16 protein-coding genes are annotated in these 22,726 nt (G+C 32.6%); 7 read left to right on the top strand and 9 right to left on the bottom strand.

Features of this window, described 5'->3' with window-relative positions; genetic code table 4:
* Positions 1-144: 144 nt before the first annotated feature.
* The 5 genes from ABWU82_RS03085 (at position 145) to ABWU82_RS03105 (ending at position 5,926) form a co-directional block, all read left to right on the top strand.
* Positions 145-1,566, top strand: a complete 1,422-nt coding sequence (locus tag ABWU82_RS03085; RefSeq protein WP_353290039.1) for a PstS family phosphate ABC transporter substrate-binding protein — start codon at positions 145-147, stop codon at positions 1,564-1,566.
* A 1-nt stretch (position 1,567) separates the two neighbouring features.
* Positions 1,568-3,802 carry a phosphate ABC transporter permease PstA gene (pstA, locus tag ABWU82_RS03090; protein WP_353290040.1) on the top strand — a complete coding sequence of 745 codons (2,235 nt, stop codon included), beginning with the start codon at positions 1,568-1,570 and terminating at the stop codon, positions 3,800-3,802.
* A gap of 15 nt (positions 3,803-3,817) precedes the next feature.
* Positions 3,818-4,846: a phosphate ABC transporter ATP-binding protein PstB gene (pstB, locus tag ABWU82_RS03095; protein ID WP_420017873.1), complete on the top strand. Its 1,029-nt coding sequence runs from the start codon at positions 3,818-3,820 to the stop codon at positions 4,844-4,846.
* Between the two features lie 14 nt (positions 4,847-4,860).
* The gene (locus ABWU82_RS03100; protein WP_353290041.1) at positions 4,861-5,526 is read left to right on the top strand and encodes a phosphate signaling complex PhoU family protein; all 666 of its coding nucleotides are present in this window, start codon (positions 4,861-4,863) and stop codon (positions 5,524-5,526) included.
* A 118-nt stretch (positions 5,527-5,644) separates the two neighbouring features.
* Positions 5,645-5,926 (top strand): cupin domain-containing protein, encoded by a 282-nt coding sequence (locus tag ABWU82_RS03105; RefSeq protein ID WP_353290042.1) that lies wholly within the window; start codon positions 5,645-5,647, stop codon positions 5,924-5,926.
* A 50-nt stretch (positions 5,927-5,976) separates the two neighbouring features.
* Here the strand turns inward: ABWU82_RS03105 and uvrB are convergent, their stop codons facing one another.
* Together uvrB and ABWU82_RS03115 are read right to left on the bottom strand one after the other, a co-directional pair.
* Positions 5,977-7,983 carry an excinuclease ABC subunit UvrB gene (gene uvrB / locus ABWU82_RS03110; RefSeq protein WP_353290043.1) on the bottom strand — a complete coding sequence of 669 codons (2,007 nt, stop codon included), beginning with the start codon at positions 7,981-7,983 and terminating at the stop codon, positions 5,977-5,979.
* A 115-nt stretch (positions 7,984-8,098) separates the two neighbouring features.
* Positions 8,099-9,421, bottom strand: coding sequence for a hypothetical protein (locus ABWU82_RS03115; protein WP_353290044.1), 1,323 nt, complete (start codon positions 9,419-9,421; stop codon positions 8,099-8,101).
* A gap of 452 nt (positions 9,422-9,873) precedes the next feature.
* On the opposite strand from ABWU82_RS03115, the gene ABWU82_RS03120 reads away from it, so the two are divergent.
* The gene (locus ABWU82_RS03120; protein WP_353290045.1) at positions 9,874-11,850 is read left to right on the top strand and encodes an APC family permease; all 1,977 of its coding nucleotides are present in this window, start codon (positions 9,874-9,876) and stop codon (positions 11,848-11,850) included.
* Positions 11,851-12,055: 205 nt separating this feature from the next.
* On the opposite strand, the gene secA is transcribed toward ABWU82_RS03120, so the two are convergent.
* The 7 genes from secA to serS all read right to left on the bottom strand — a co-directional run bounded on the left by secA (position 12,056) and on the right by serS (position 20,945).
* Entirely contained in the window at positions 12,056-14,638 is a 2,583-nt protein-coding gene (secA, locus tag ABWU82_RS03125; RefSeq protein ID WP_353290046.1) for a preprotein translocase subunit SecA, read from the bottom strand.
* A 9-nt stretch (positions 14,639-14,647) separates the two neighbouring features.
* Positions 14,648-15,775, bottom strand: a complete 1,128-nt coding sequence (locus ABWU82_RS03130) for an ATP-binding cassette domain-containing protein (RefSeq protein WP_353290047.1) — start codon at positions 15,773-15,775, stop codon at positions 14,648-14,650.
* Between the two features lie 43 nt (positions 15,776-15,818).
* Complete coding sequence (locus tag ABWU82_RS03135) at positions 15,819-16,604, bottom strand: TatD family hydrolase (RefSeq protein ID WP_353290048.1); 786 nt, start codon at positions 16,602-16,604, stop codon at positions 15,819-15,821.
* Positions 16,605-16,606: 2 nt separating this feature from the next.
* Positions 16,607-17,953: a tRNA uridine-5-carboxymethylaminomethyl(34) synthesis GTPase MnmE gene (gene mnmE / locus ABWU82_RS03140; RefSeq protein WP_353290049.1), complete on the bottom strand. Its 1,347-nt coding sequence runs from the start codon at positions 17,951-17,953 to the stop codon at positions 16,607-16,609.
* A 6-nt stretch (positions 17,954-17,959) separates the two neighbouring features.
* Positions 17,960-18,784, bottom strand: a complete 825-nt coding sequence (locus ABWU82_RS03145) for a hypothetical protein (protein WP_353290050.1) — start codon at positions 18,782-18,784, stop codon at positions 17,960-17,962.
* On the bottom strand, positions 18,777-19,445 hold the full coding sequence (tmk, locus tag ABWU82_RS03150; RefSeq protein ID WP_353290051.1) for a dTMP kinase: 669 nt from the start codon (positions 19,443-19,445) through the stop codon (positions 18,777-18,779). Before tmk ends, ABWU82_RS03145 begins: the two co-directional genes overlap by 8 nt.
* Positions 19,446-19,664: 219 nt before the next feature.
* Positions 19,665-20,945 (bottom strand): serine--tRNA ligase, encoded by a 1,281-nt coding sequence (serS, locus tag ABWU82_RS03155; protein WP_353290052.1) that lies wholly within the window; start codon positions 20,943-20,945, stop codon positions 19,665-19,667.
* A 315-nt stretch (positions 20,946-21,260) separates the two neighbouring features.
* On the opposite strand from serS, the gene ABWU82_RS03160 reads away from it, so the two are divergent.
* Complete coding sequence (locus ABWU82_RS03160; protein WP_353290053.1) at positions 21,261-22,724, top strand: MFS transporter; 1,464 nt, start codon at positions 21,261-21,263, stop codon at positions 22,722-22,724.
* The last annotated feature ends 2 nt before the right edge of the window (positions 22,725-22,726 follow it).

A 22,726-nucleotide genomic window follows, 5' to 3' on the forward strand; every position in this document is an offset into this window, starting at 1 on the left:
TTTAGGTTTTTGAGTTACCAATTTCGCTTTTTAATTAAAAAATAATACGTTAAAATTAAAAAAATGTCATCATTAAATTAATTATTTACTTCGAAATAATGGTGAATATTTTAAAAAACATAGAAAAAAATTAAAAAACAATCAATGAACAAACAACAAGATGCAAATAGGAAAGGAATGAAAAAAATTCCTTGAAAGATTCTGTCGCTAGTAGTTTTACTATTAGCCATTGTTGGTGTCATCATCGGCTTCTCGGTCGATTGAAGTTACCCAAGTTGAATCTTTATTTCTGGTTCATCCACAATGCAACCACTTTTACAAAACGTCTCGAAAGTGTATACAAGATCAGAAATCACAGCTGATGCTGGTGGTTCTGCTGTAGGTATTCAAGACGTCTTACAAAACAATAAAAATATGGGGGCCGCTTCTAAGACCCCAGACTTATCAATGGTCGGAGTGCCAGCATACGATGGTCAAAAAGCTATCAATGGTTCCGACTCGACACAATGACAAAAAGATAAGATTAAAACCGTCACTGTAGCATGAGACGGAATTGGTATTGTTTATAAAAAAAGTGGCATTTTAAAAAATAAACAATTAATTCTGACTCCAAAAACAATCCAGTGATTATATCTGGCCTTTTCTGGATACGAGCAAATTAATGCTCATAACTTAATTCCTAATAGTTGAACAGTAGACTATAATCCGGCAAACGAAATTGTTCCCTTCGCCAGAAGTGGGGGGTCAATGCAAAGTGGTACTGCCGAGTCATTTGTGACTGACAGTCGACTATTAAAAAACAACCAAGGCATACTTTCAAGCAAACACACGCTAGAACATATTGGTTCTAGATGGAATGCTCCTTATGCGCAAAATGGTCAAGTTGAATCTAAAACAATTCAAAAAACAGTATGAAATGTTTTAGAAAATGGTACTTATGGTCCATACACACATACCACTTCTGAATCTAACTTACAAACATGACAAGCAGTCAAAAGTTTCGATTCAGCTGGTATTCCTATTACTTATTTATCAGCTGGTTTTATTAAAAATAACTACCAAGATATCGTTGACAGTGGATTCGGCATTGCCGCTTATTCACCTAACGATAACGGTTCTGATGCTGTCCAATTAATTACTCATAAAGACGGTAAAACAAGTAATGCAACTGTGTCTAACGGATATAACTGATTCAGACCTTTAAATTTAATCTTTAAAGATAACAATCAACCTCAAGTTGATCATTTCATCGAATGAATGTTAGCTAACTCATTATTCCCTGAGTCCCAATATCACAAAGTCTTAGATGCTGAAGGATTCTTACCGTTAACCCTTAGCCAAATGGCAACTATGTTTAACGGTAGTTCTCAAGTCTTGAACAAAATTCAAACTTATGCAGAAGAACATCCAACAGCAAATTATAGTGATTATTTAAAAGTTAATCCTAAACCAGACTGAAGTGGTTTATGAAACCACACTTCTGATTACGATTTAATGCAAACAGCCAACTATAACCTAAGAAAATACCAAAACATTTGATGCGGAGCGATACCACAAGAAAAGTAATATGCAAACTAATTATCACAAATTAATCAAAAGCAGAGCAACGACTAATAAAACCGTCAAGTACACCACAATGTTTGTGGCTTGGTTATTAGTTGCCGTCTTCCTTTGCTTAATCGGTTACATTATTTGAAAAAGTGTACCTGGTTTCCAAGCTTATGGCTTTAATTCAATTATCCTTAATAATAAATACAACATCAATGATGTAACCAAACATCAAGCATCTGTATGACTACCATTAACAGTAACAATTATTACCACCGTTGGTGCTTTATTAATTGCTACACCGCTAGCTTTAAAAACCGCTACATTCTTACACTTTAGAGTAAGAAATGATAGTTTAAGAAAAACCTTAAAAATTATCATCGAAACAAGTGCAGCTATTCCCTCAGTAATCTTTGGGTTATTCGCTTCACAATCATTAGGTGAAGTTTTAAAAGATATTTTCGGTTTAAACACTAGCTATACAGTTCTAACAGCTATTTTCATGTTAGCGTTTATGTTGATTCCTACAATCATTTCTTTAACATTAAATGCTTACGAAACAGTTGATCCTAACCTTATATCAAACTCTATTTCTTTAGGGAATACTAAAACTAAATCAATTTATAAGATTTTCAGAGCCCAAACTAGAAAACCCATTATCGTAGCAGTTATTTTAGCTGCTGGTAGAGCAATTGGGGAAACAATGGCTGTATCAATGATTTTGTCTTCACAAAATTATTCTGATGTCTTTAGCCACGGATTGGGAGCAATCTTAACATCTTCATTATCACCATTAGGATCAGTAATTTCTGTCGGAATGTTCTCAGAAAATGGTGGCGAAAGCTTAAGAGGTTTACTATACGCTTTCGGTATTGTTATGTTTATCTTTGTCATGATTTTAAACGCTATCGTTTTAATCATTACTAACAAAAAACACCGTAACAACAAACTATCTATCGCTTTAAAAAAATTCGGTAACTTTGTAGCCATTGTGCCAGACCAAATTGGAATCTTATGAGAAAAAATGACTTACAAGAGTCCAATTAAAGTTACTAGCGATAACTATGAAACTACAATGTCAGCTTATATTTCAAGAAGAATCAAAACGAATAAAACTTTATACCTATACAGTGGTTATAAATTATTCTGAGAAATCTTAGACACTTTAATTGTCTTCGGTTTCGTTGCTTGAATTACATTAGACATTATTATCGGTGGAATCGTGGCAGCTGAGCAACCCGATTCAACTATGTTCTTATATTCAAAAAATACAACTGGTCAATCATTCTTGAACACCATTTTATTAATCTTAGTTGTAATTATCATTTCATTACCTTTATCATTGCTAATTGCAATTTGATTAAACGAATATGCTAAAGAAGGACACGTTAAAAAAGTTATTTTATTCTTTATTGACTCATTATCTGCTACACCATCAATTATCTTTGGGATGTTTGGTTTAGCCTTCTTTATTCAATCTATCGGGATTTCAGCCGGTGGAACAATGGGTAACTCTTTATTAGCTGGGGCCTTTACTTTAATCATTGTTGTGTTGCCAACCTTCACAAGAATGATCCAACAAGGTTTAGAAACTGTGCCGAAAGCAATTAGAGAAAACAGTTATGGTTTAGGAAACAGTAAATGATATACAATTTCTAAACTAGTCTTACCACAAGCTTATAAAACAATTGTTTCTTCAACAATTTTAACAATTGGTAGAGTATTAGCTGAAACTGCCCCATTATATTTAACTGCTGGGTTATCATCATCAACTAACGTTGCTTTAATGAACCCTGGTCAAACTTTAACAACCAGAATTTATGCACAATTGTATTCTAATGATGCTACTCAAAGTATTCACATCATGTACGAATCAGCGTTTGTAACTTTATTACTAGTTCTATTATTAACTGTAATTGGTCACGCCATTATTCCGTACTGATCATCTATTAAACAAGAAATTGTGACACGTTGAAATATTCAAAAAATGATTTGAAAAAATCCTGTAAACATTGATATGAATACTTACCAACCACAAATTTACAAAGATTCAATCTTATACTTAACTCACCAACAAGCTAAGACATTAGCATTAGATGAATCTAAAAATTTATACTTAAGTTACAATTCGAAAGTCTTAAAAATTAAATACAGTAGCAAACATGAATTAGAAAAGATGCAGCAAGACTTCTGGAGCAGACACCCGCAATTCATTCGTTCCAATAATCCAACCACAACACAAGACGTTAATTAATAAGGTATAGTTTTCATGCAAGAAAAAAACAATTTAAATGCAAGCGAATCAGCTACCTCACAACCTGGTTTAGCTGAAGAAAATAAGGTTTATCAACTAAACAGCAATAAACCACTTAACGAGCAAACGCCAGCTGAAGTTTACATGACTTTAAAGCAAGCGAACCCGTTCAAAAAAGCTTTCTTAAAAACTTGTAAATTATCAAGTCAACAAAAGAAAGATTTAAAACAATATTTAATTGAACGTAAAGAAAAATTAAATAAGCCCAAAGAAGACTTTAACGAAGAACACATCTTTGAAGTAAGAAACTTTAACTTATGATATTTAAACGGTAAAAAACAGGCCTTGTTTGACATCAATGTGGATATCAAGAGAAACAAAGTCACAACTTTAATTGGTCCTTCTGGTTGTGGGAAATCAACTTTCTTAAGAAACTTAAACCGGATGAATGAACTTATCGATGGTTTAATTACTAACGGTAATATTTACTTTGATAAAGTTAACATTAAATCTAAACAATTATCTATTTTAGAATTACGTTCTAGAGTGGGTATGGTCTTCCAAAAACCTACTCCATTTGATATGAGTATTTATGATAACGTAGCTTTTGGACCACGTTCACATGGTATTAAAGATAAAAAAGTGTTAGACCAAATCGTTGAATCAGCTTTAAAAGATGCTGCTTTATGAAACGAAGTGGAAGATGATTTAGATAAGAAGGGGACTGATTTATCTGGTGGCCAACAACAAAGATTGTGTATTGCCAGAACAATCGCAATGAGTCCTGAAGTTATCTTAATGGATGAACCAACTTCAGCGTTAGACCCTATTGCCACTTCTAAAATTGAAGAATTAATCTTAAAACTCAAAGATAAATATTCAATCATCATCGTAACTCACTCAATGGCGCAAGCTCAACGGGTAAGTGACGATACTGCCTTCTTCTATAAAGGCAAATTGTTGGAATTTGCGCCAACTAAAAAATTATTCACTAATCCACAAGAAAAGAAAACTAAAGATTACATCTCTGGTAAACTTGCTTAGAAAGGAATTTCATTATGTCTACTAACTATGCAATCATGAAACAGTCCGAAAAAGAGTTGTTAAACACTTTTGACACTTATCTAAAAGATGTATTAAACATTCATAATAACTTGTATGCGTTCTTAATTTCACAAGAACAAGAACAAGTAAAACACTTAATGAATGATGAACAATATGCAAAGTTTGAATACTCTGTGGAAAAGGCTTCTAAAAACTACGAAGATATCTTAGATGAAACAATGTGAATGATTCAAAAAAATGAACCACGCGCTTCTCACTTAAGATTCATTATCTCTGTCATCGATTCAATTAAAGACGTTGATAGAATTAGTAGTTATGTAGAAATCTTAACTAACTTCTTTTACAAAAGAGAAGTGCCAGATAAAGTCTTCAATATGTTTATTGATGGTTATAAACAAACTAATGACTTGTTAATGTTAATCTATAACGAGTTTGTAGAAAAAAGTATTGAAGAATGTCGCGAAGATATTAGCGATAGTATCAGAGAATACCATATCTACTTAAAAAACAAAATTAGAAGTTGTGTTTTATTATTCAACGATGCCGACTTATCTATTCAAAACAAAACTTTAATTGATTTAATTACTTGTTTTGGTGTCTTAGAAAGAATGGTGGAACACGTAGATAATATCATCAAAGCGTTCTACTACATTAGATAACTTTTCCAACTAAAACTACTAGAATAAGCTAGTAGTTTTTTCGTTGCCTTTCATGTGTAAAAGTGGGAAATGGTATTACAATATTATTGAATTCACTTAAAGGAGCATGAACGTTCTTATGATTAAAGTAATTACTAATGAAGAAGGTTTTCAAATTAAAACAGAAAACTTTAAATTATTAAATAAATTTGGTCAAGCTGGTGACACTTTCCCTAAGCATAACCATGAAGGTTATAACATCGTGTTTACAGTTTTAGCAGGCGAAATTGAAGCTACAATGAACTCTACTGATGTATACCACTTACAACCTGGACAAATCTTGTCATTCAATGGTTCTGAATACATTAGCTTCAAATTCCTTAAAGATGGTCATATTACTGTAACCCTAATTAAAGAATAGGAATCTATAGCCAAACAAAAACCATAGGTCTACCCTATGGTTTTTTAAAACTATTTAAACCGTTTTTTATTTATTTTATCACCATCGATTTCAGCTTCTAATTCTAAAATCGCGTCTCGATATTCAGCCGCTAATTCATAGTTCCGATCATTAGCTGCATCTAGCATCTTTTTCTTTAGGTCTTTAATTAAGACTTTCTTGTCATCCACTGACTTCACGTTTGTTGGTTTAATATCAGTAGCGCTGAACCCTTTTACATCTTCTCTGATGGCTTTAATAACAGTTTTAGGTACAATATTATGTTCTTTATTGTATTGTTCTTGAATACTTCTTCTTCTGTTGGTTTCTGTAATAGCAATATCCATTGCAGTAGTTACTTCATCACCATACATAATTACCCGGCCGTTGGCGTTTCTCGCAGCCCGACCAATAATTTGAATTAAAGATTTATCGCTTCTGAAGAAACCAGGTTTATCGGCATCAAAAATTGCTACTAAACTTACTTCTGGAACGTCTAAACCTTCTCTTAATAAGTTAATACCAACCACAACATCATATAAACCACGACGCATGTTGTTAATAATCTTACTACGTTCTAATGTTTTTAACTCGTTATGTAAGTAGGCCGTTTTTACTCCTCTTTCTTGCAAGAAGTGGGTTAATTCTTCCGCCATTCTAATAGTCATAACTGTAATGAAAGTTTTTTCGTTTCTGTCTTTTTGAATTTTTAATTCATTCAATAAATCTTCCATTTGGTTCTTGGTAGGTCTAACTTCAATTTTAGGATCTAATAAACCGGTTGGCCGTACGATTTGTTCCACAATCGTATTGTTAGCGTAGTCAATTTCTCATTCATTAGGTGTAGCTGAGACAAATAAAGCTTTCGAAATTTTAGATAAAAACTCTTCGTATTTTAACGGACGGTTATCTAAAGCACTTGGTAGTCTGAAACCATATTCTACTAGAGACTCTTTTCTAGAACGGTCGGTATTATACATCCCTCTAATTTGTGGCAAGGTAATGTGAGATTCATCGATGATTAATAATCAATCATTCCCGTTTTCATTAAAAAAGTCAAAAATAGTATATGGGGTGCTACCCGGTAATCTATTATCAAAGAAACGAGAGTAGTTTTCTACACCACTACAATAACCAAATTCTTGGATAGCTTCGATATCATATCTAGTTCTTTGGTCAATTCTTTGAGCTTCTAATAACTTATTTTCTCTGTTAAATCATTTTACCCGTTCAGCTAATTCTTCTAAGATTTCATCCACAATTGGACCTAGTCTATCAGAATCTGCAACATATTCAGTAGCCGAAGTAATGATGAATTCTTTTAAAGATTTAATTTTTTTACCTTCTAACGCATTAGCTAGATAGATATCTTCAATCTCATCACCAAAGAAACTAATTCTTAAGAAATATTCATCGGTATAACCTAGCGCAATATCTAAAACATCACCCTTAGATCTAAAGGTGCCGGGTGTAAGAGAAATATCATTTCTTTCATAATTCAATTTAACTAAAGCTTGTCTTAAATGTTTAATAGAAACTTCTTGGCCAACGGAAATTTTTACTGCGTATTTTTCAAAATTTGCCTTTGAAATAGAAGCATAAATGGCTGCCACAGAAGCTACCACAATAACATCATCGGACGAAGCTAAAGAAGTAATAGTTGATAATCTCAACATTTCGATTTCATCGTTTACTTGGGAACTTTTTTCAATGTAAGTGTCACTTCGAGGGATGTAAGCCTCTGGTTGGTAGTAGTCAAAGTAAGACACAAAGTACTCTACCCGGTTATTAGGGAAAAGTTCCTTCAGTTCCATATACAATTGAGCCGCTAACGTTTTGTTATGTACCATAACCAAAGTTTTCTTTTGCAAGTTTTGGATAATGTTGGCAAAGGTAAAGGTTTTTCCTGTTCCTGTTGCTCCCAATAAAACTTGCTTATCAATACCGTTTTTATAATTACGAGTTAATTCTTCAATTGCTCGGATTTGGTCTCCTTGCGGTTCATAAGGTTTATTTATTTGAAATTCTTTTTTCATCATGACTAAATTATAGTTCTTAGAAAACTCATACCGACCGATAACCCTAATTTAAGACAAGAAAAAGCCTTTAATTACTTTAAAAGCAATTAAAGGCGTTATTTTACAGCAAGAATTCCTAGTTCTTAACGATTATATGGGGTTCTTTTTTTATTGATAAAACTTGTTCTCTTTTGTTGTGTCATTTTGTTAGAGCTTTATCTAACTTTTTATATAAATAATTTCTTAATAATCCTAGCGTAAATAAAGGAATGAAGGCTAAGCAACTAGCACCCATCATGATTCAACCAGTTGCATCAGGTGCAGAACCTATTACTAAAAGTTGAGTTTGTGGATAAAGCATGTAATAGTTTGAACCGATTGGCACCATTGTAAGGTGTAATCCGGCCACACCCACTAAGTAACCATCAATATAGTGACAAACAGGTAGAATAATCATGAACATGTCTCCAATTAACATTAGAGCAGTTTTATTAATTCAGGCAATCCGTTTGTGATGGATCGTAATAGTGAATCTATGATGGAAGCTCACGTTGCTTAAGAAACCAAACGCAAAAATAATCATAATGGTTGAAATAATTTCACCAGGGAACACAGAAATAAAGAATTTATTATTATGTAACACTTGGTTTAAAACTGTTTCAATAATGAATAATGAACATGAAAGGGCTACTCATAAACTTAAGTGAACCTTTCAATTACCATTACGAATAAATTTACGAATGTACATTCCTAAGAATAAGTACGCAAAAATTACTTCTACTTTTAAATACTTGGTTACGTTATTAAATCAAGGATATTGTTGTTGTAAGCTGTGGTAATGACTGAAGACGTTATTTCAACTACCAATAAAAGCAGCAACTAATAATAGTGTCGCAATAAAAATTGTAGCACCAGCGAATGACATTTTATTGAAACCTTTAATAATATATGGCAACAATAAGTTGAATCAAATTAAAGCAATAGTGAATGAAGTTCCTTGTGCACTAAAGTTTTGTAATGGCAGCATTCCTACAGTTGGAATTAACGCTCAATATTTATCTCCAGGAAAGTATGGTGAATGCGTTGCTTTTAATATAGCTAACGTAATCAATCCAATAATCATGAAAATAATTGCTCAGAAGTAAAAATTAAAAATGGATAACCTTGCATTTTTACGTCATCAATCACGATACTTCATCGCATATGGAGTTCATGAGTTATGACCAATAATTAATGCTGAGAAAGGTAAACCAATCATTAAAACGGTGTATTTAAAAATATCAATAAAGATTTTAAAGCCTGGACCCGGAGTAAAAATTACTTGGGCTCCGAAAATAAACATAATAGAAGTAATGACCACAATTGTTAAAAATAAACCTGTTACTTGTTGGTCTTTAATTCTATGAGAACCGTAATCGAATAAAAAATTTCTTTTCTTTTTTAAAATACTTAAATTCATATTCGGTTATGAATGTTGTCTAAAGCAACATCTATTTCCATTATACGAAAGTAACTCAACAAAACTAACTTATTTCCAATAAAGATAAATATTTTTTTAGAAAGAAAAAAAGTTTCTCAACCCTTTTAATAAGGATCAGGAAACTCTAATTATTTATTGTTTTTTAAATCAAAACTGCATTTACTTATTTCTTGAAAATATCATATTTTTTATCGTAAATACATTATTATTGTAACTTAATTTTAAAATTTTTCTCAAAGAAAAATGGTTTTTCAAAAAAACTAAATTAAGCTTTTTAGAAAGTATTCTATTAATAGAATAAGGGAATAAACATACACATAATTAAATGAAATTATTGTATATGATTAAATTAGGAATAAAAGTATTTTTATTCCTAAAACTTATTATTATATGTCTCAACAAAGGTAAAATTCAATTTTTAATCTTCTTTTATGAAAAAGTTAAATGCTTTACAAAAAAGTAAGAAAGAAAATGTAGAAAGTTTTGCTAACGCTGATACTAAGAAAAAAATCGGATTTTTCTCAGCAATGTTAGTTGCCGTTGGGTCTAGTATTGGTTCTGGAATTTTCTTTAAAGCAGGTTCTGTTTTAAGTGATTCTCATGGATCGATTGTCTTCGCAATGTTCTGCTGAATCTTTGCTGCATTTGCAGTAATGTGCATGGGGATTGCGTTAATCGAAATTGCCAGTGCTAGAAATGACAACCTTTCTGTAATTGGATGATGTAAAACATTCAATTCAAGATGAATTTACAAAGCATGCAAAAACTTTATGTTTTATGTATACTTGCCTTTAGATTACTTTGTTATGCCATTCTATATCGTAATGTCATTCCAAGATGGAATCGCTTCTATCAATATGAATGACGGTCACGCTTATGATGGTCTTGGAACTCACGCTGACTGAGCAATCATTATGGTTATTGCCATTTGCATTGCCTTATACTTCATTTTAGTCTGTGGGTTCTCTTCAAAAGCCGGTAACATTCAAAACTGAATTATTATGTCAGTGAAGTTCTTACCATTAGCCTTCGCTGCTATTACTGGCTTTGTTATTATCGGCGAATTAGGCCACGTTGCCGGAAACTACGCTGCAGGATTTATCGCTCCTCCTTTAGCAGAAGGAAGTCAAAATAGCGATGCGGTGTGATCATTCGGTAGTATGACACCTGGCTTCGGTTTATTCTTAGCCGCTGCCGGTATCTTCTTCGCTTACGACGGTTTCTATGTTGCTGCCGGTGTTCAATCAGAAATGAAGGAACCTAAAAAAGCGCCTATGGCAATTATTTTAGGATTATCAGTCATTACTGTTATTTACTTAATCTTAGCAATTTCAATGTCATTAGGTTCAAAGAATGGTGGACCTCAAGGATTACTATTCTTCTTTGCCGACCATAAATGTGTTCAAGTTTATGCGACATTTAAAATTATTTTAGGTATTAGTGTATTAAGTATTATTAACGGATACGCAATGTGAAAACCACGTTTCACTGAAGATTTAATTAGAGATGGTGAATTACCATTATCAGCTAAATATGTAGCTAAATTAAATCCGCATAAACCAGTGGTGGGTATTACTTACGATATCATCATCACTTTACCAGTCATCCTTATCTTTAGCATTATCGGAGGATTAGGATATATTGATGCTGGTGGCTATGCTAACCAAAGTTTCGTATCATTTGCACAATTAGCAGTTGCAGATCCTAAATTGGCTGAAGCCTTGTTACAATCTGGTATTCAACACCCAGATGTACCATTACTAAATGTTACTGAAAATTTAAGTAATGCTGCAGATAGAAAACTAGTTTACAGTACTTGATTGAACCAACTTCAACACGGTACAACAATTCAAGCCTTAACTATTGAAGGTCAAGCAATCAACCCTTCTGATGCAACATTTATTTACAACTACGGAACCGGTATGGCTAAATTATACTCATTCTGTGACTTAATGGCAAACTGAACATCATTATTCACATTTGCCTTCATCACAGTAGCCATCTACGGTGGTTTAAAAAACAGAAAAACTCAACACGTAAAAGTAGCACCTAATAAATACTTCAAAACATTTGCAATCTTATCAATTATCTTGATGGTTGCCCCATTATTCTTCAATGTCTTTGAACCAATTGCTAACTTATTCTTCTTGTTCAGACTTGAACATTTAGACACTACAAACCACGTTGAACTTGTTTCAAGAATTTTAACTGTAGTTGTATTGTTATTATACTTCGCATTCACTTTCTTACCAACAACTTTTGAAAACGTATACGCAACGCATAAATACGGTTCTGTTGCCGCATACGAAGAACAAAAATTCCAAAAAATCGCTACACAATTAAAAATCAGTAACCAAATTAACGAAAACAACGAAACTGAAAAACTTATCTCTCTAACAAACGACTAATCTTATCTAACAAGTAATCTATTTTATAAAAGATACATCTTTATTCTTTCTCTTATAAAATTAAATATCAATCGCACTTTTAAACTACCTCCCTTTTAGAAAAAGTTTAAAATGTCAGCTTAACCAATACCACCAGGTCTTCTGGTGGTATTGTTTTTTTTATATAAAAACAGTTCCTAGTCATAAGGAACTGTTTTTCTCAATCTTAATAATATAAATTATTTTCAGTACTAATATCCATGTTGACTACTGGAGTATCGATATCTTTATACGGAATTGGTTCTTGTGGTAAAACCATTTCTCAAACAAAGTTCTTTTGGTCCATACTGAAAATATCTTGTAAGTAGTGACCGTTAGTTTGAGCTAGTAAAGCACGTAGTTCATCATCTTGGTTAATATTTGGTTGTTCTTGGAAGTGTAAACCACCATTACCACCAAATTCAGGGTTATTAATTGATGAGATTGTTTTAATTGTTCTGATTGCAATTTTACGTTTTAATTCATTAAATAATTTATCAGCATCAGCTACATAAATGTTTAATGGCGATCTTTGTTCGTAAGCTCTTAGGTTAACCCCTTCTCTCACCTTATTTACTGCATCTAAATGTTGAGTTCAAGCTTCGTCAATGTTGTCAATTAAAATATTTCTTGCATAATCATTAAATTGGTCAAAGCTAAGTACTTGTGACTCTTCATCCAATCATTCGTTTAATTGTTTTTGTAAGACTTCACTTAAAGCTCCAGCTTTAAGTGTTTTTAATTCGTCGTATTTTAAAAGTTCTTTGTGGAAAACTGTATTATTAAATTCTTCTACAACTACCGCAACATTAATTGTGTCCCGGTTAACTTCATCTCTATTTCTGTTTAAGATTTCATCAATCACATAACGTGACATCTTCTTTAATAAAGGTAATACATTAGATGATAATAAAATCTTGTCTCTTTGCTTGTAAATTAATTCTCTTTGTGAACTTAATACATAATCATAGTCAATTAAGTTCTTTCTAGTATCGTAATTTAACCCTTCAACTTTCTTTTGCGTGTTATCTAACAATCTACTAAAGAACTTCAAGTCAATCACTTCGTCTTCCATTTTAGTGTTGGCTTTTTGGAATTTATCAGTGGCAAATCTTTTAAATAAGGTATCTTGTAAACTAATAAAGAATCTGGATTCGCCTGGGTCACCTTGACGACCAGCACGACCACGTAGTTGGTTATCTACCCGTCTAGATTCATTTCTTTCCGTTCCAATTACATATAAACCACCCAAAGCTTTTACTTCAGGAGTTAATTTAATATCGGTTCCCCGACCAGCCATGTAAGTGGCGATAGTTACTTGACCTTTCTCGCCGGCATGTTTAATAATTTCAGCTTCTTGACCGTGGTTTTTCGCATTTAAAACCGAGTGTGGAATTCCCACTCTCATTAATAACAAGTGTAAAATTTCAGAATCTTCAACAGCAGCTGTCCCAATTAAAATAGGTTGACCAGTTTTATGACGTTTAATAACTTCGGCAATAACATATTTTCATTTAGTTTTTTTATCACCAAAAACATAGTCTGGTTGGTCAATCCGTGCAATCGGTCTATTAGTCGGAATTCTTACTACTACCATGTTGTAGATGTTTAATAATTCTTCCGCTTCTGTATAAGCCGTTCCAGACACACCTGCTAGACGTACGTATTGTCTAAATAAAGATTGGTAAGTCACAGTGGCAACTGTTAAGTTTTCCGGTTCAATTTCTACCATTTCTTTTGCTTGAATGGCTTGTTGTAGCCCAGCACTATAACTTCTACCCTCCATGATCCGACCAGTAAAGTGGTCAACTAGGGCAATAACGTCTTTACCTTTATCGTCTTTTTTAACGATATATTCGTTACCGTTTGAGAATAAGTAGTTAGCTCTTAAAGCGTTACTGATTTTATGTACTTTATCACTAAACTCTAAGTCGTAAATGTTTTCTACATTAAAGTAAGCTTCTGCTTTAGCAGCCCCTTCATCACTTAAAGTAATAGAATTTGATTCATCGTCTATTAAGTAGTCATTAGGTTCTAAAGTTTTAACAAATCTATCCACTTGAATGTAGTCAGTAATATCATTAGCTGGCGAACCAGAAATAATTAATGGTGTTCTGGCTTCATCAATCAAGATTGAGTCGGCTTCGTCGACAATCGCAAAGTGTAACCCACGTTGCACTTTGTCTTCATATCTTTTCACCATGTTGTCTCTTAAGTAGTCGAAACCTAATTCAGAGTTAGAGCAGTAAGTCACGTCACAATTGTAGTTCGTTTTCTTTTCATCCGGACTCATAGCAGATTTAATGTAACCTACAGTTAAGCCCAATTTGTTTAAAACGTTATTAGAAAATTCAGCATCCCGTTGTACCAAATATTCGTTAACAGACACAATGTGGACCCCTTTTTTGACCAAACTACCAACGTATGACGCTAAAACTAGGGTTAAAGTCTTCCCTTCCCCTGTCATCATTTCGGCAAAGTCCCCAAAATATACAATAATCGCCCCGATTAATTGCACTTTATAAGCTCTCATGCCGTTAACTTTATCAAACGCTTCTCTAATAACTGATAATGCATCAATCAAAATATCATCTAAAGTAACTTCATTACGTGCTAAACGTTCAATAAAATCAGCTGTAATATTTCTTAGTTCTTCTAGACTATATTTTTTATACTCTTCTTCTTGAGCAATAACTTTATCAGCAATCCTAGATGCCTTGTCTAAGATTCTTTTCGCCGGTGTTACCTTATCTAAAAAATTAAAACGCATGTTCCCTCGCTATTCTTGTCCTCAAGGTAATTCATCTACTTCTTTAGGGTGTTCGTTTCTAATTAATGACGAAATGTTACCATCTTTAATTTTGACTACTAAAGTACCTAATTCTTCAAAAATAGGGTTGTGGGTAACGATAATAACAGTTGTTTGGTATTTACGGTTGATGCCGACAAATTCTTTTAAAACCATCTTAGACATTTCTTCGTCAATGGCCCCAGTAGGTTCGTCACCAAACAAGATTGTAGGGTTTTTCGCAAAGGCTCTCGCAATAGAAACCCGTTGTTGTTGTCCCCCTGATAATTGGTGTGGGAACTTATCTTTATGCATTAACATACCAACAGAATCTAAGATTTCAAAAACATCTAATCTCTTAGACTTATCAGCTTGTAGGTTGGCTCCAATTTCAACGTTTTCTCTTACAGTTAAGTTTGGTAATAAACCATATTGTTGGAAAACGTAACCAACGTTGTCTTTTCTAAATTTAGTTAATTCGTTGTCTTTTAAATTAATTAAGTCTGTTCCACAAACGTTTGTAATACCGTCTGAAGCTCTATCTAAACCAGAAATAATATTCATTAAAGTTGTTTTACCAGAACCTGATGGACCTAAAATAATTACAAAATCACCACGTTTAATTTCTAGGTTAATTCCCTTTAAAATTTGGGTTACCACGTAACCGTTAGAGTAAAATTTAACAACATCTTTTAATTCAATGATGTTATCACCTGATAATGGAAGATTTTTAGGACCGTTATGTGGTTTATTTAACTTTTCCACATTTTTAGCTCTGTCTTTTAAAGCTTGTCTATCTTCTTTTGATAAAGATTTGAAAGACGCTTTTTGTTCTTTCTTTTGTTGACGCGCAGTATTAACTTTTTTCTTTAATTCTTTTCTATCTTTTAGTTTATTTTCTTCAGTTTTTTCAGCAGGAGTTGGTTCGTTGACTCTTTCTGCTTCTACTTTTTCTTCTGGTTGAGCACTGTCATTATTGTCAGTGGCATTACTTGTTGTTTCAACGTGACTATTAGGAATAGTTTCATCATGATCTAATGAAAATTCATTATTTGTGTCTTTTGCTTGATCGTTTTCTTGGTCTTTTTTAAAAGAACCTTTTTTGTGTCAAAAACTCATGTGGAATTCTCCTTTATTAATTAATGGACTATAACTAATTATTTTATCATTTAATTTTGAATGCTTTTACAGCGTTCTGGAACAGCATTTCACTCAATTCTTCGTATTCCATATTTAGTTCGTTAGCTAAAAATTTATTTGTGTCTAACACATAATATGGATAGTTAGTTTTACCACGGTGAGGTACTGGCGCCAATCATGGAGCGTCAGTTTCACTTAATAATTTATCGCGCGGAATAACAGATAAAGCCTCTCTGATGTCACCACCGTTTTTAAACGTTACTACTCCAGGGATTGAAATATAACAGCCTAATTTTACGTAAGCTTCTGAATCTTCTTTATTACTTGTGAAGCAGTGAACAATGAATGTAATTCCTTGGTTAGCATACTCAGCAATAATAGCTTGTGCATCTTTATGCGCATTACGAATATGCATATTCACTGGTAAATCTAATTTTTTGGCTAATTCAATTTGTCTTCTGAATCAAACTTTTTGGTTTGCTACAGTGGCTTCATCATTGTTGTAATAGTAATCTAAACCGCATTCACCAATTGCTACCACTTTTTCACGGTTAGCCAATGCTTGTTCTTCGATAGTTTGTAAAGTGGGTTCAATGTCATAACGACCAACATCATTAGGATGAATGGCTAACGCACAAAATAAATTTTTAGATAATTTAGACTGTTCAATAGCTAAAGCGTTGCTTTCTACGTCATAACCTACAATGTTTGCGTATAAATTTAAGTCTTCTAATTGTTGTTTAATAGCTTGAAATTCTTGGTCTAAGGGTTCCACATTAGTGTGGGTATGTGTGTCATATGCTCTCATAATTATTTACCTACACAGAAGTTTGCGAATAATTCATCTAAGAAATCGTATTCGTTACCGTTACCCAAAATTTCGTTTAATTTTAAGTTAGCTTGTTCAAAGTCATAAACGATCAAATCTAACGGTACGTTATTGCTTAAGTTATCAATAGCGTTTACTAAAGATAATCTTACGTTTTCTAATACACCAATTTGTCTTGTTGATTGTAAAACAGTCATATCTGATGCTTCGAAATCTTTTACTTGGAAGATTTCTTTAATTTTGTCTAATAGATTGTTTAAATCATGATTTTTTACAGAAATTAAAATTTCGTTTTCTTGTAAATCAGCTTGGTGACAGTTAGTATCTAAGTCGGCTTTAGTGTACACGATTAAGTGACGTTTAGCTAAAGCAGGATTGTAGATTTCTTCAAACGGTTTTTCTTTTTCGTTTACTGGTCTTAATAACAGAATTAAGTCCGCATTATCTACTGCTTGTTGAGCTTTTTCAATACCCACTTTTTCAATGTAGTCTTCAGTTTCTCTTAATCCAGCAGTATCAAATAATTTTAAAGTAATACCATCCACGTTAATAGTTGATTCTACAATGTCTCTAGTAGTACCTTCAATATCACTTACAATCGCTTTATCTACTTGTGATAACTCGTTTAATAATGAAGATTTACCAGCATTTGGATTACCTAAAATAACAATTTTAATCCCTTCATTTAACGGCACGAATCTCTTAGAGTTAGTGATTAATTTGTCAATTTTTGTCAATAATTCTTTAGTAGTTTCTAAAGCTTTAGTTGGTGTAATTTCTGGGACATCATCAAATTCTGGATAATCAATATTTACTTCGATTTGACCGATTAACATAAATAAACTGTGTTGGAATTGTTTTAATTCTTCACTTACCTTACCAGTTAAAGCGTTTACAGAACCTTTAACGCTGTATCTGTTGTTAGCGTACACTAAGTTGTTGATAGCTTCGACTTGAGAAACGTCAATCTTTTTATTTAACATTGCTCTCTTAGTGTATTCACCACGAGTAGCCATAGTAGCCCCATTTTTTAATAATAATTGCATGATGTAGTCAGCTACGACCACACCACCATGACAGTTAATTTCTAATGTATCTTCACCTGTATAACTTTTTGGCGCTACAAAAGTATTAATTAATACATCATCAACGATTTGGTCGCCATCCATAATTAAAGCTCTTTGGATAGCAAAAGATTTCTTTTGTACAGGCTTGTTAGTAATTTTATTAACAATATCATAAGCGTCATAACCTGACACTCTAATGATGTGAATAGCACAGTTCATTCTAGCTGTAGCCATCGCACAAATAGTTGGTAAATTAAACATATAAATTTACTCCTTAAAAATTTGAATAATTTGGTTGAAAAGTAAGGTTTTGTTAGGATTGTAAATTAAGTCTTCAGATAATTTTAAAAACTTAATTTTTTGGATATTATTGCCTAAATTAATTAGGCAAGTTAATAAAAAGTTAATTTGTGAATAACCAAAAGTTTTAAAGGTATCTTGTAAGTTTTTTAGTTGTTTCACGTCAATTTGAGACTGCAACATAACGGCTAGTCAATTATCTAATAAAGTGAACTCCTCAGAGTTTAAGTAAGTTTTTAAATCAGTTAAATTAGTAAAACTATGTGGATAAGTGGTTTGTTGTCATGATTGCAACTGGTATTCATGTAAAACCGCATTCACCGCGTTTCAGTCAGTCACTAATCTTATTTTTTCGCAACGACTAACAATCGTTGGCAATAACTTATATTCATTACTACAAGTAATGACGCAATAGACATTCTCTACAGGCTCTTCTAAGAATTTTAATAATGAATTAACTGCTTGAGCAGTAGCTTGTTCAAAATTCTTCAAAACATAAAATTTACAATTTGCTGATTCTAAACCCGCACGCATAAACTGGTTTTGGATAGTTAAAATATCTTCTTTTTTAATGGTTCCTTTTGAACCATCAAACATTAGTAAATCACAATATTGCTCATGATGTAATTTATTAATTGCTTGGGTTTGGATGTTTAGATCTAAAACCTTGTTTTGTAGAATACTTTCAAAGTATTCTAATATGAATCCGTCAACATCACACGATGGGCTTTGTACCAATAGCAAAGCATGATAATTATGTTGTTTTAAGTGTTCTAAATTTGCTTTATTCATTTATATGTAACTTTTCAATTAATTTTTCTTGAACTTGTTTAAACACTTCTTCTTCATTAAGATTAGCGTTAATCAATATTATTCTATTGTCTGAATCTGTATTTAATAAGTCATTATAAAAGTTTTGCACTTTTTTATGAAATTCAATCCCAGCATCATCTAAACGATTAGTTTCTCTGTTGTTTTTTGCAATTCTACTTAAACCAGTTTCTGCTGACACCATCAATAAAAAAGTAAAGTCCGGTTTTAAACCAGCAGTTGCAAAGTCATTAATAGTACGAATTGCATCAATTCCTAAATTTCTAGTGCCACCTTGATACACTAATGAAGAGTCCACGAAACGGTCAGACAGCACTAAATCATTTTGTTCTAAATGTGGTTTAATTGTTAATTCTACGTGTGAAGCACGACTAGCCGCAAATAATAACGCTTCTGTTCTGTCGGTAATAGTACAATCACGTGTATCTAAAACTAAGTTTCTAATTCTTTCGGCCATGATATTGCCTTTGCCACCAGGCTCTCTTGTGACAAATACATCATTAAATTGAATCTTTTGTTGCTCAATTAGTTCCTTTAATCACACTGTCACTTTCTTTAAACAAGTGGTTTTTCCTGAGCCATCAGGTCCTTCAAATGTAATAAATAATCCCTTATGTTGCATTTTATTTTCTCAATTCTCATATTTTCTATTATTATTAAATAATAAAATCTTAAGGACCGGGCTCGAAAGAATGTAGAAGACGCATTTTCCACTGCAACACTTCTCTCCCAAGTCGTATTTAACTATACCGGGTAGCCGGCCAAGCCACTTTATGTAAGATTTTAAAACCACCTTTCTTGAAAGGTGGTTTTTTTGTTGTCTAATTTAATGTTTTTGAAATTATCTAATTTCTGTTAAGCCACCCATGTATGGGATTAAAGCTTCAGGAACTTTAATTGAACCATCAGCTTGTTGGTAGTTTTCTACTACCGCAGCTCATAAACGGTCAATTGCTAAACTTGAACCGTTTAAAGTGTGAACTAAGACTGTTTTGTCTTCTTCGTTTCTTGTTCTGATTGCTGCACGTCTTGCTTGGAAGTCTAAACAGTTTGAACAAGATGAAATTTCTTTGTATTCGTTGTATGAAGGTAATCATACTTCTAAGTCGTAAGTTTTTGCACTACTGAAACCAGTATCACCTGTACATAATAATAATCTACGGTAAGGTAAACCTAATTCTTCTAAAACTAATTCAGCACATCTTGTTAATTTTTCATGTTCTGTTCATGAATCTTCAGCTTTAGTAAATTCTACAAGTTCTGATTTTCAGAATTGGTGTTGACGAATAACCCCTCTAGTATCTCTACCAGCAGATCCCGCTTCACTTCTGTAGCATGGTGTGTTAGCTGTGTATCTAATTGGTAATTCTTTAGCATCGATAATTTCATCACGGTGTAAGTTCACTAATTGTACTTCAGCAGTTGGTGATAAGTACATTGATTCGCCGTCGTTTTCTAAAACGTAAACATCTTCTTTAAATTTAGGTAATTGTCCTGAACCGTATAAAGAGTTAGCGTTAATAATTGTTGGTGGTAAGATTTCTGTGAAACCGTACTTCACGTTGTGGTCTAATGTGAATTGTTGTAAGGCTCTCATTAATCTTGCTCCAAGATTTCTATAAACAATGAATCTTGCTCCTGAAATCTTAGTCGCTCTATCAAAGTCGATTAACTTGTTATTTACAGCAAGGTCTCAGTGAGCTAAAGGTTCAAAACCAAATTTAGTTGGTTCACTGAAGTAGTGTTGTGGCACGTTATCATTTTCATCTTTTCCTACTGGAACGCTATCGTCACAAATATTTGGAACACAAGCTAATTTGTACATTAAATCTTTTTCTAAGGATGATTGGCTAGTAGTTAAGTCACTGATTTGAGTTTTTAATTCAGCAACTTCAGCTTGGATTTTTAAGGCTTCTTCTTTTTTGCCTTGACCCATTAATAAACCAATTTCTTTAGACATTTGGTTTCTTTTTGCGTTGATTTGTTGTAAATCAGTTTTAATCAATCTATTTTGTTCATCTAACTTGATGATTTCGTCGATGGCCTTAGTATCAAAATGTCTGTGGCCTAATTTTTCTTTTACGTATTCTGGTTTATTTCTAATTAAATCTATACTAAACATTTTCAATCCTCGTTTAAAAGTAATATCTATTATTATAGAATGATTAATTTATATTAATCACAATAAAAGTTAATTCGGAAAATAAAAAGACAAAATCGAATTTATTATGCTTAATATGAATCATTTTTGTTGAATATGTGGAAAAGTCTATTCCATTTTTAAAATCAAAATAATAAAGTAAAATTATAAAGATTAAATAGATAAGATTAAACTAATTAATGTATACATTAATTGGGAACACTTCTTTGAAAGGTTTGTAAATTTAATTTATTTTTATTTAAGAAAAAAATATTTAATTAATTTGAACGGGTAATTATGGATCATTACATTAATTTAATTCATACGCACTCGCAGGTTGTATCCATTGCTGTTAATTTGGTGTTTTTCTTCTTGATTCTAATCGCAGCTATTTTAGCCATTAGCTTGATGAAATTCGAAAATAACACAACTAGATATTTTTTCATAGTCTATACCCTTTACTGAATTCCAGTTATGTTAATCCGCTCTTACCGAGGTACATTACAACTTTCAATCGGTGATACAGATTTATTATGAATTGTTGTCGCCGGTTACGGATTCTCTTCGGTGGTAGTGAGACTATTAGCGAACGTCATTAGTTACGTATTTAAATACCGTAAAGCGTTCTTATTCTTCAGTATTATTGTGCAAATTTGTTTATTAGCACCAATTTTATGTGAAGTAACTACAACTGCAAGTATTTTACAAGCACTTGCGATCGGTATCGGAGCAAGTTGTATTGGAAGTTACGAATTGTTGTTTAAAGAACAATACAGTAAAGACAGATCGTTCTTAACTATTTCTTTATTAACAATTCCACCATTAGTTGCCAACTTCATTTCTGCACCATTAATGTCAGTTGTGAGAAGTGCAGCAACTGTGGTATCTGAAGGTAATAAAATTAACACACATACTTTATTAGTTTTATGAGCCTTAGCCTTAGCTATTATTTGTCTAGTATTCTTAATGTTGATTTTCTTAAGAGAAGATAAGAGAATCACTACAACATTAGTGAATAGAAAATACTACACACATCTAAAACCATTCTATATCAGACACTCTAAAGAAGCATTCTTATTCTTCTTGCTAGCAGTAGCTGGTATGTTGATAGTCTTCGTGAAATTCACTAACTCTGGTGCAGTGGCAATGTTGCATATTCAAGCGCTTGCTCACTACACAGGTATCGAAAGCTGAGCTTACGAAGGATGAATGCCTGCCATCTTCAGTTTATTCCAATTAATCGCTGGAGTCTTAGTCATTCAAGTTTTAATTAGAAGATGAAACTTAATCGGTATCTTCTTCTTAGCATCAGTAATCTGAATGGGCTACGAAGTCGCTGCAGCATTCATTAGAAACCCAATTGGTTACTTATTCATCCAAATCTTAAACGGATTTGCTTACGGCTTATTATTCAACTTAGTTTTAGCTTTAGTGTTAAAACTAGCTTCAAGAAAAGCTGTAATGAACACAATGGGTATTTACCAAACATTCTTAGCTGTCGGAATTTCATTAGCATGCTGATTTGCTCCTTGAGTTAAAGGTCAAATCATGAACCATGATATGTCATTCAACTCATACATGGGTGCATACATGATTGAAAACTGAATTATGTTAGGATGTATCGGCGCTGCAATGATTATCTTCTTCATCGTTGGTTATGAATTTAATAAATTACATAAACCAGAAGTAGTAAAACCATACATCGATAGAACTCAAGCTTTAAACGAATCAGTCGTTTTAAGTAAAGCTATTGAAAAATAATT

This window comes from Ureaplasma ceti, from assembly GCF_040369755.1.
Classification (GTDB): Bacteria; Bacillota_I; Bacilli_A; order Mycoplasmatales; family Mycoplasmoidaceae; genus Ureaplasma; species Ureaplasma ceti.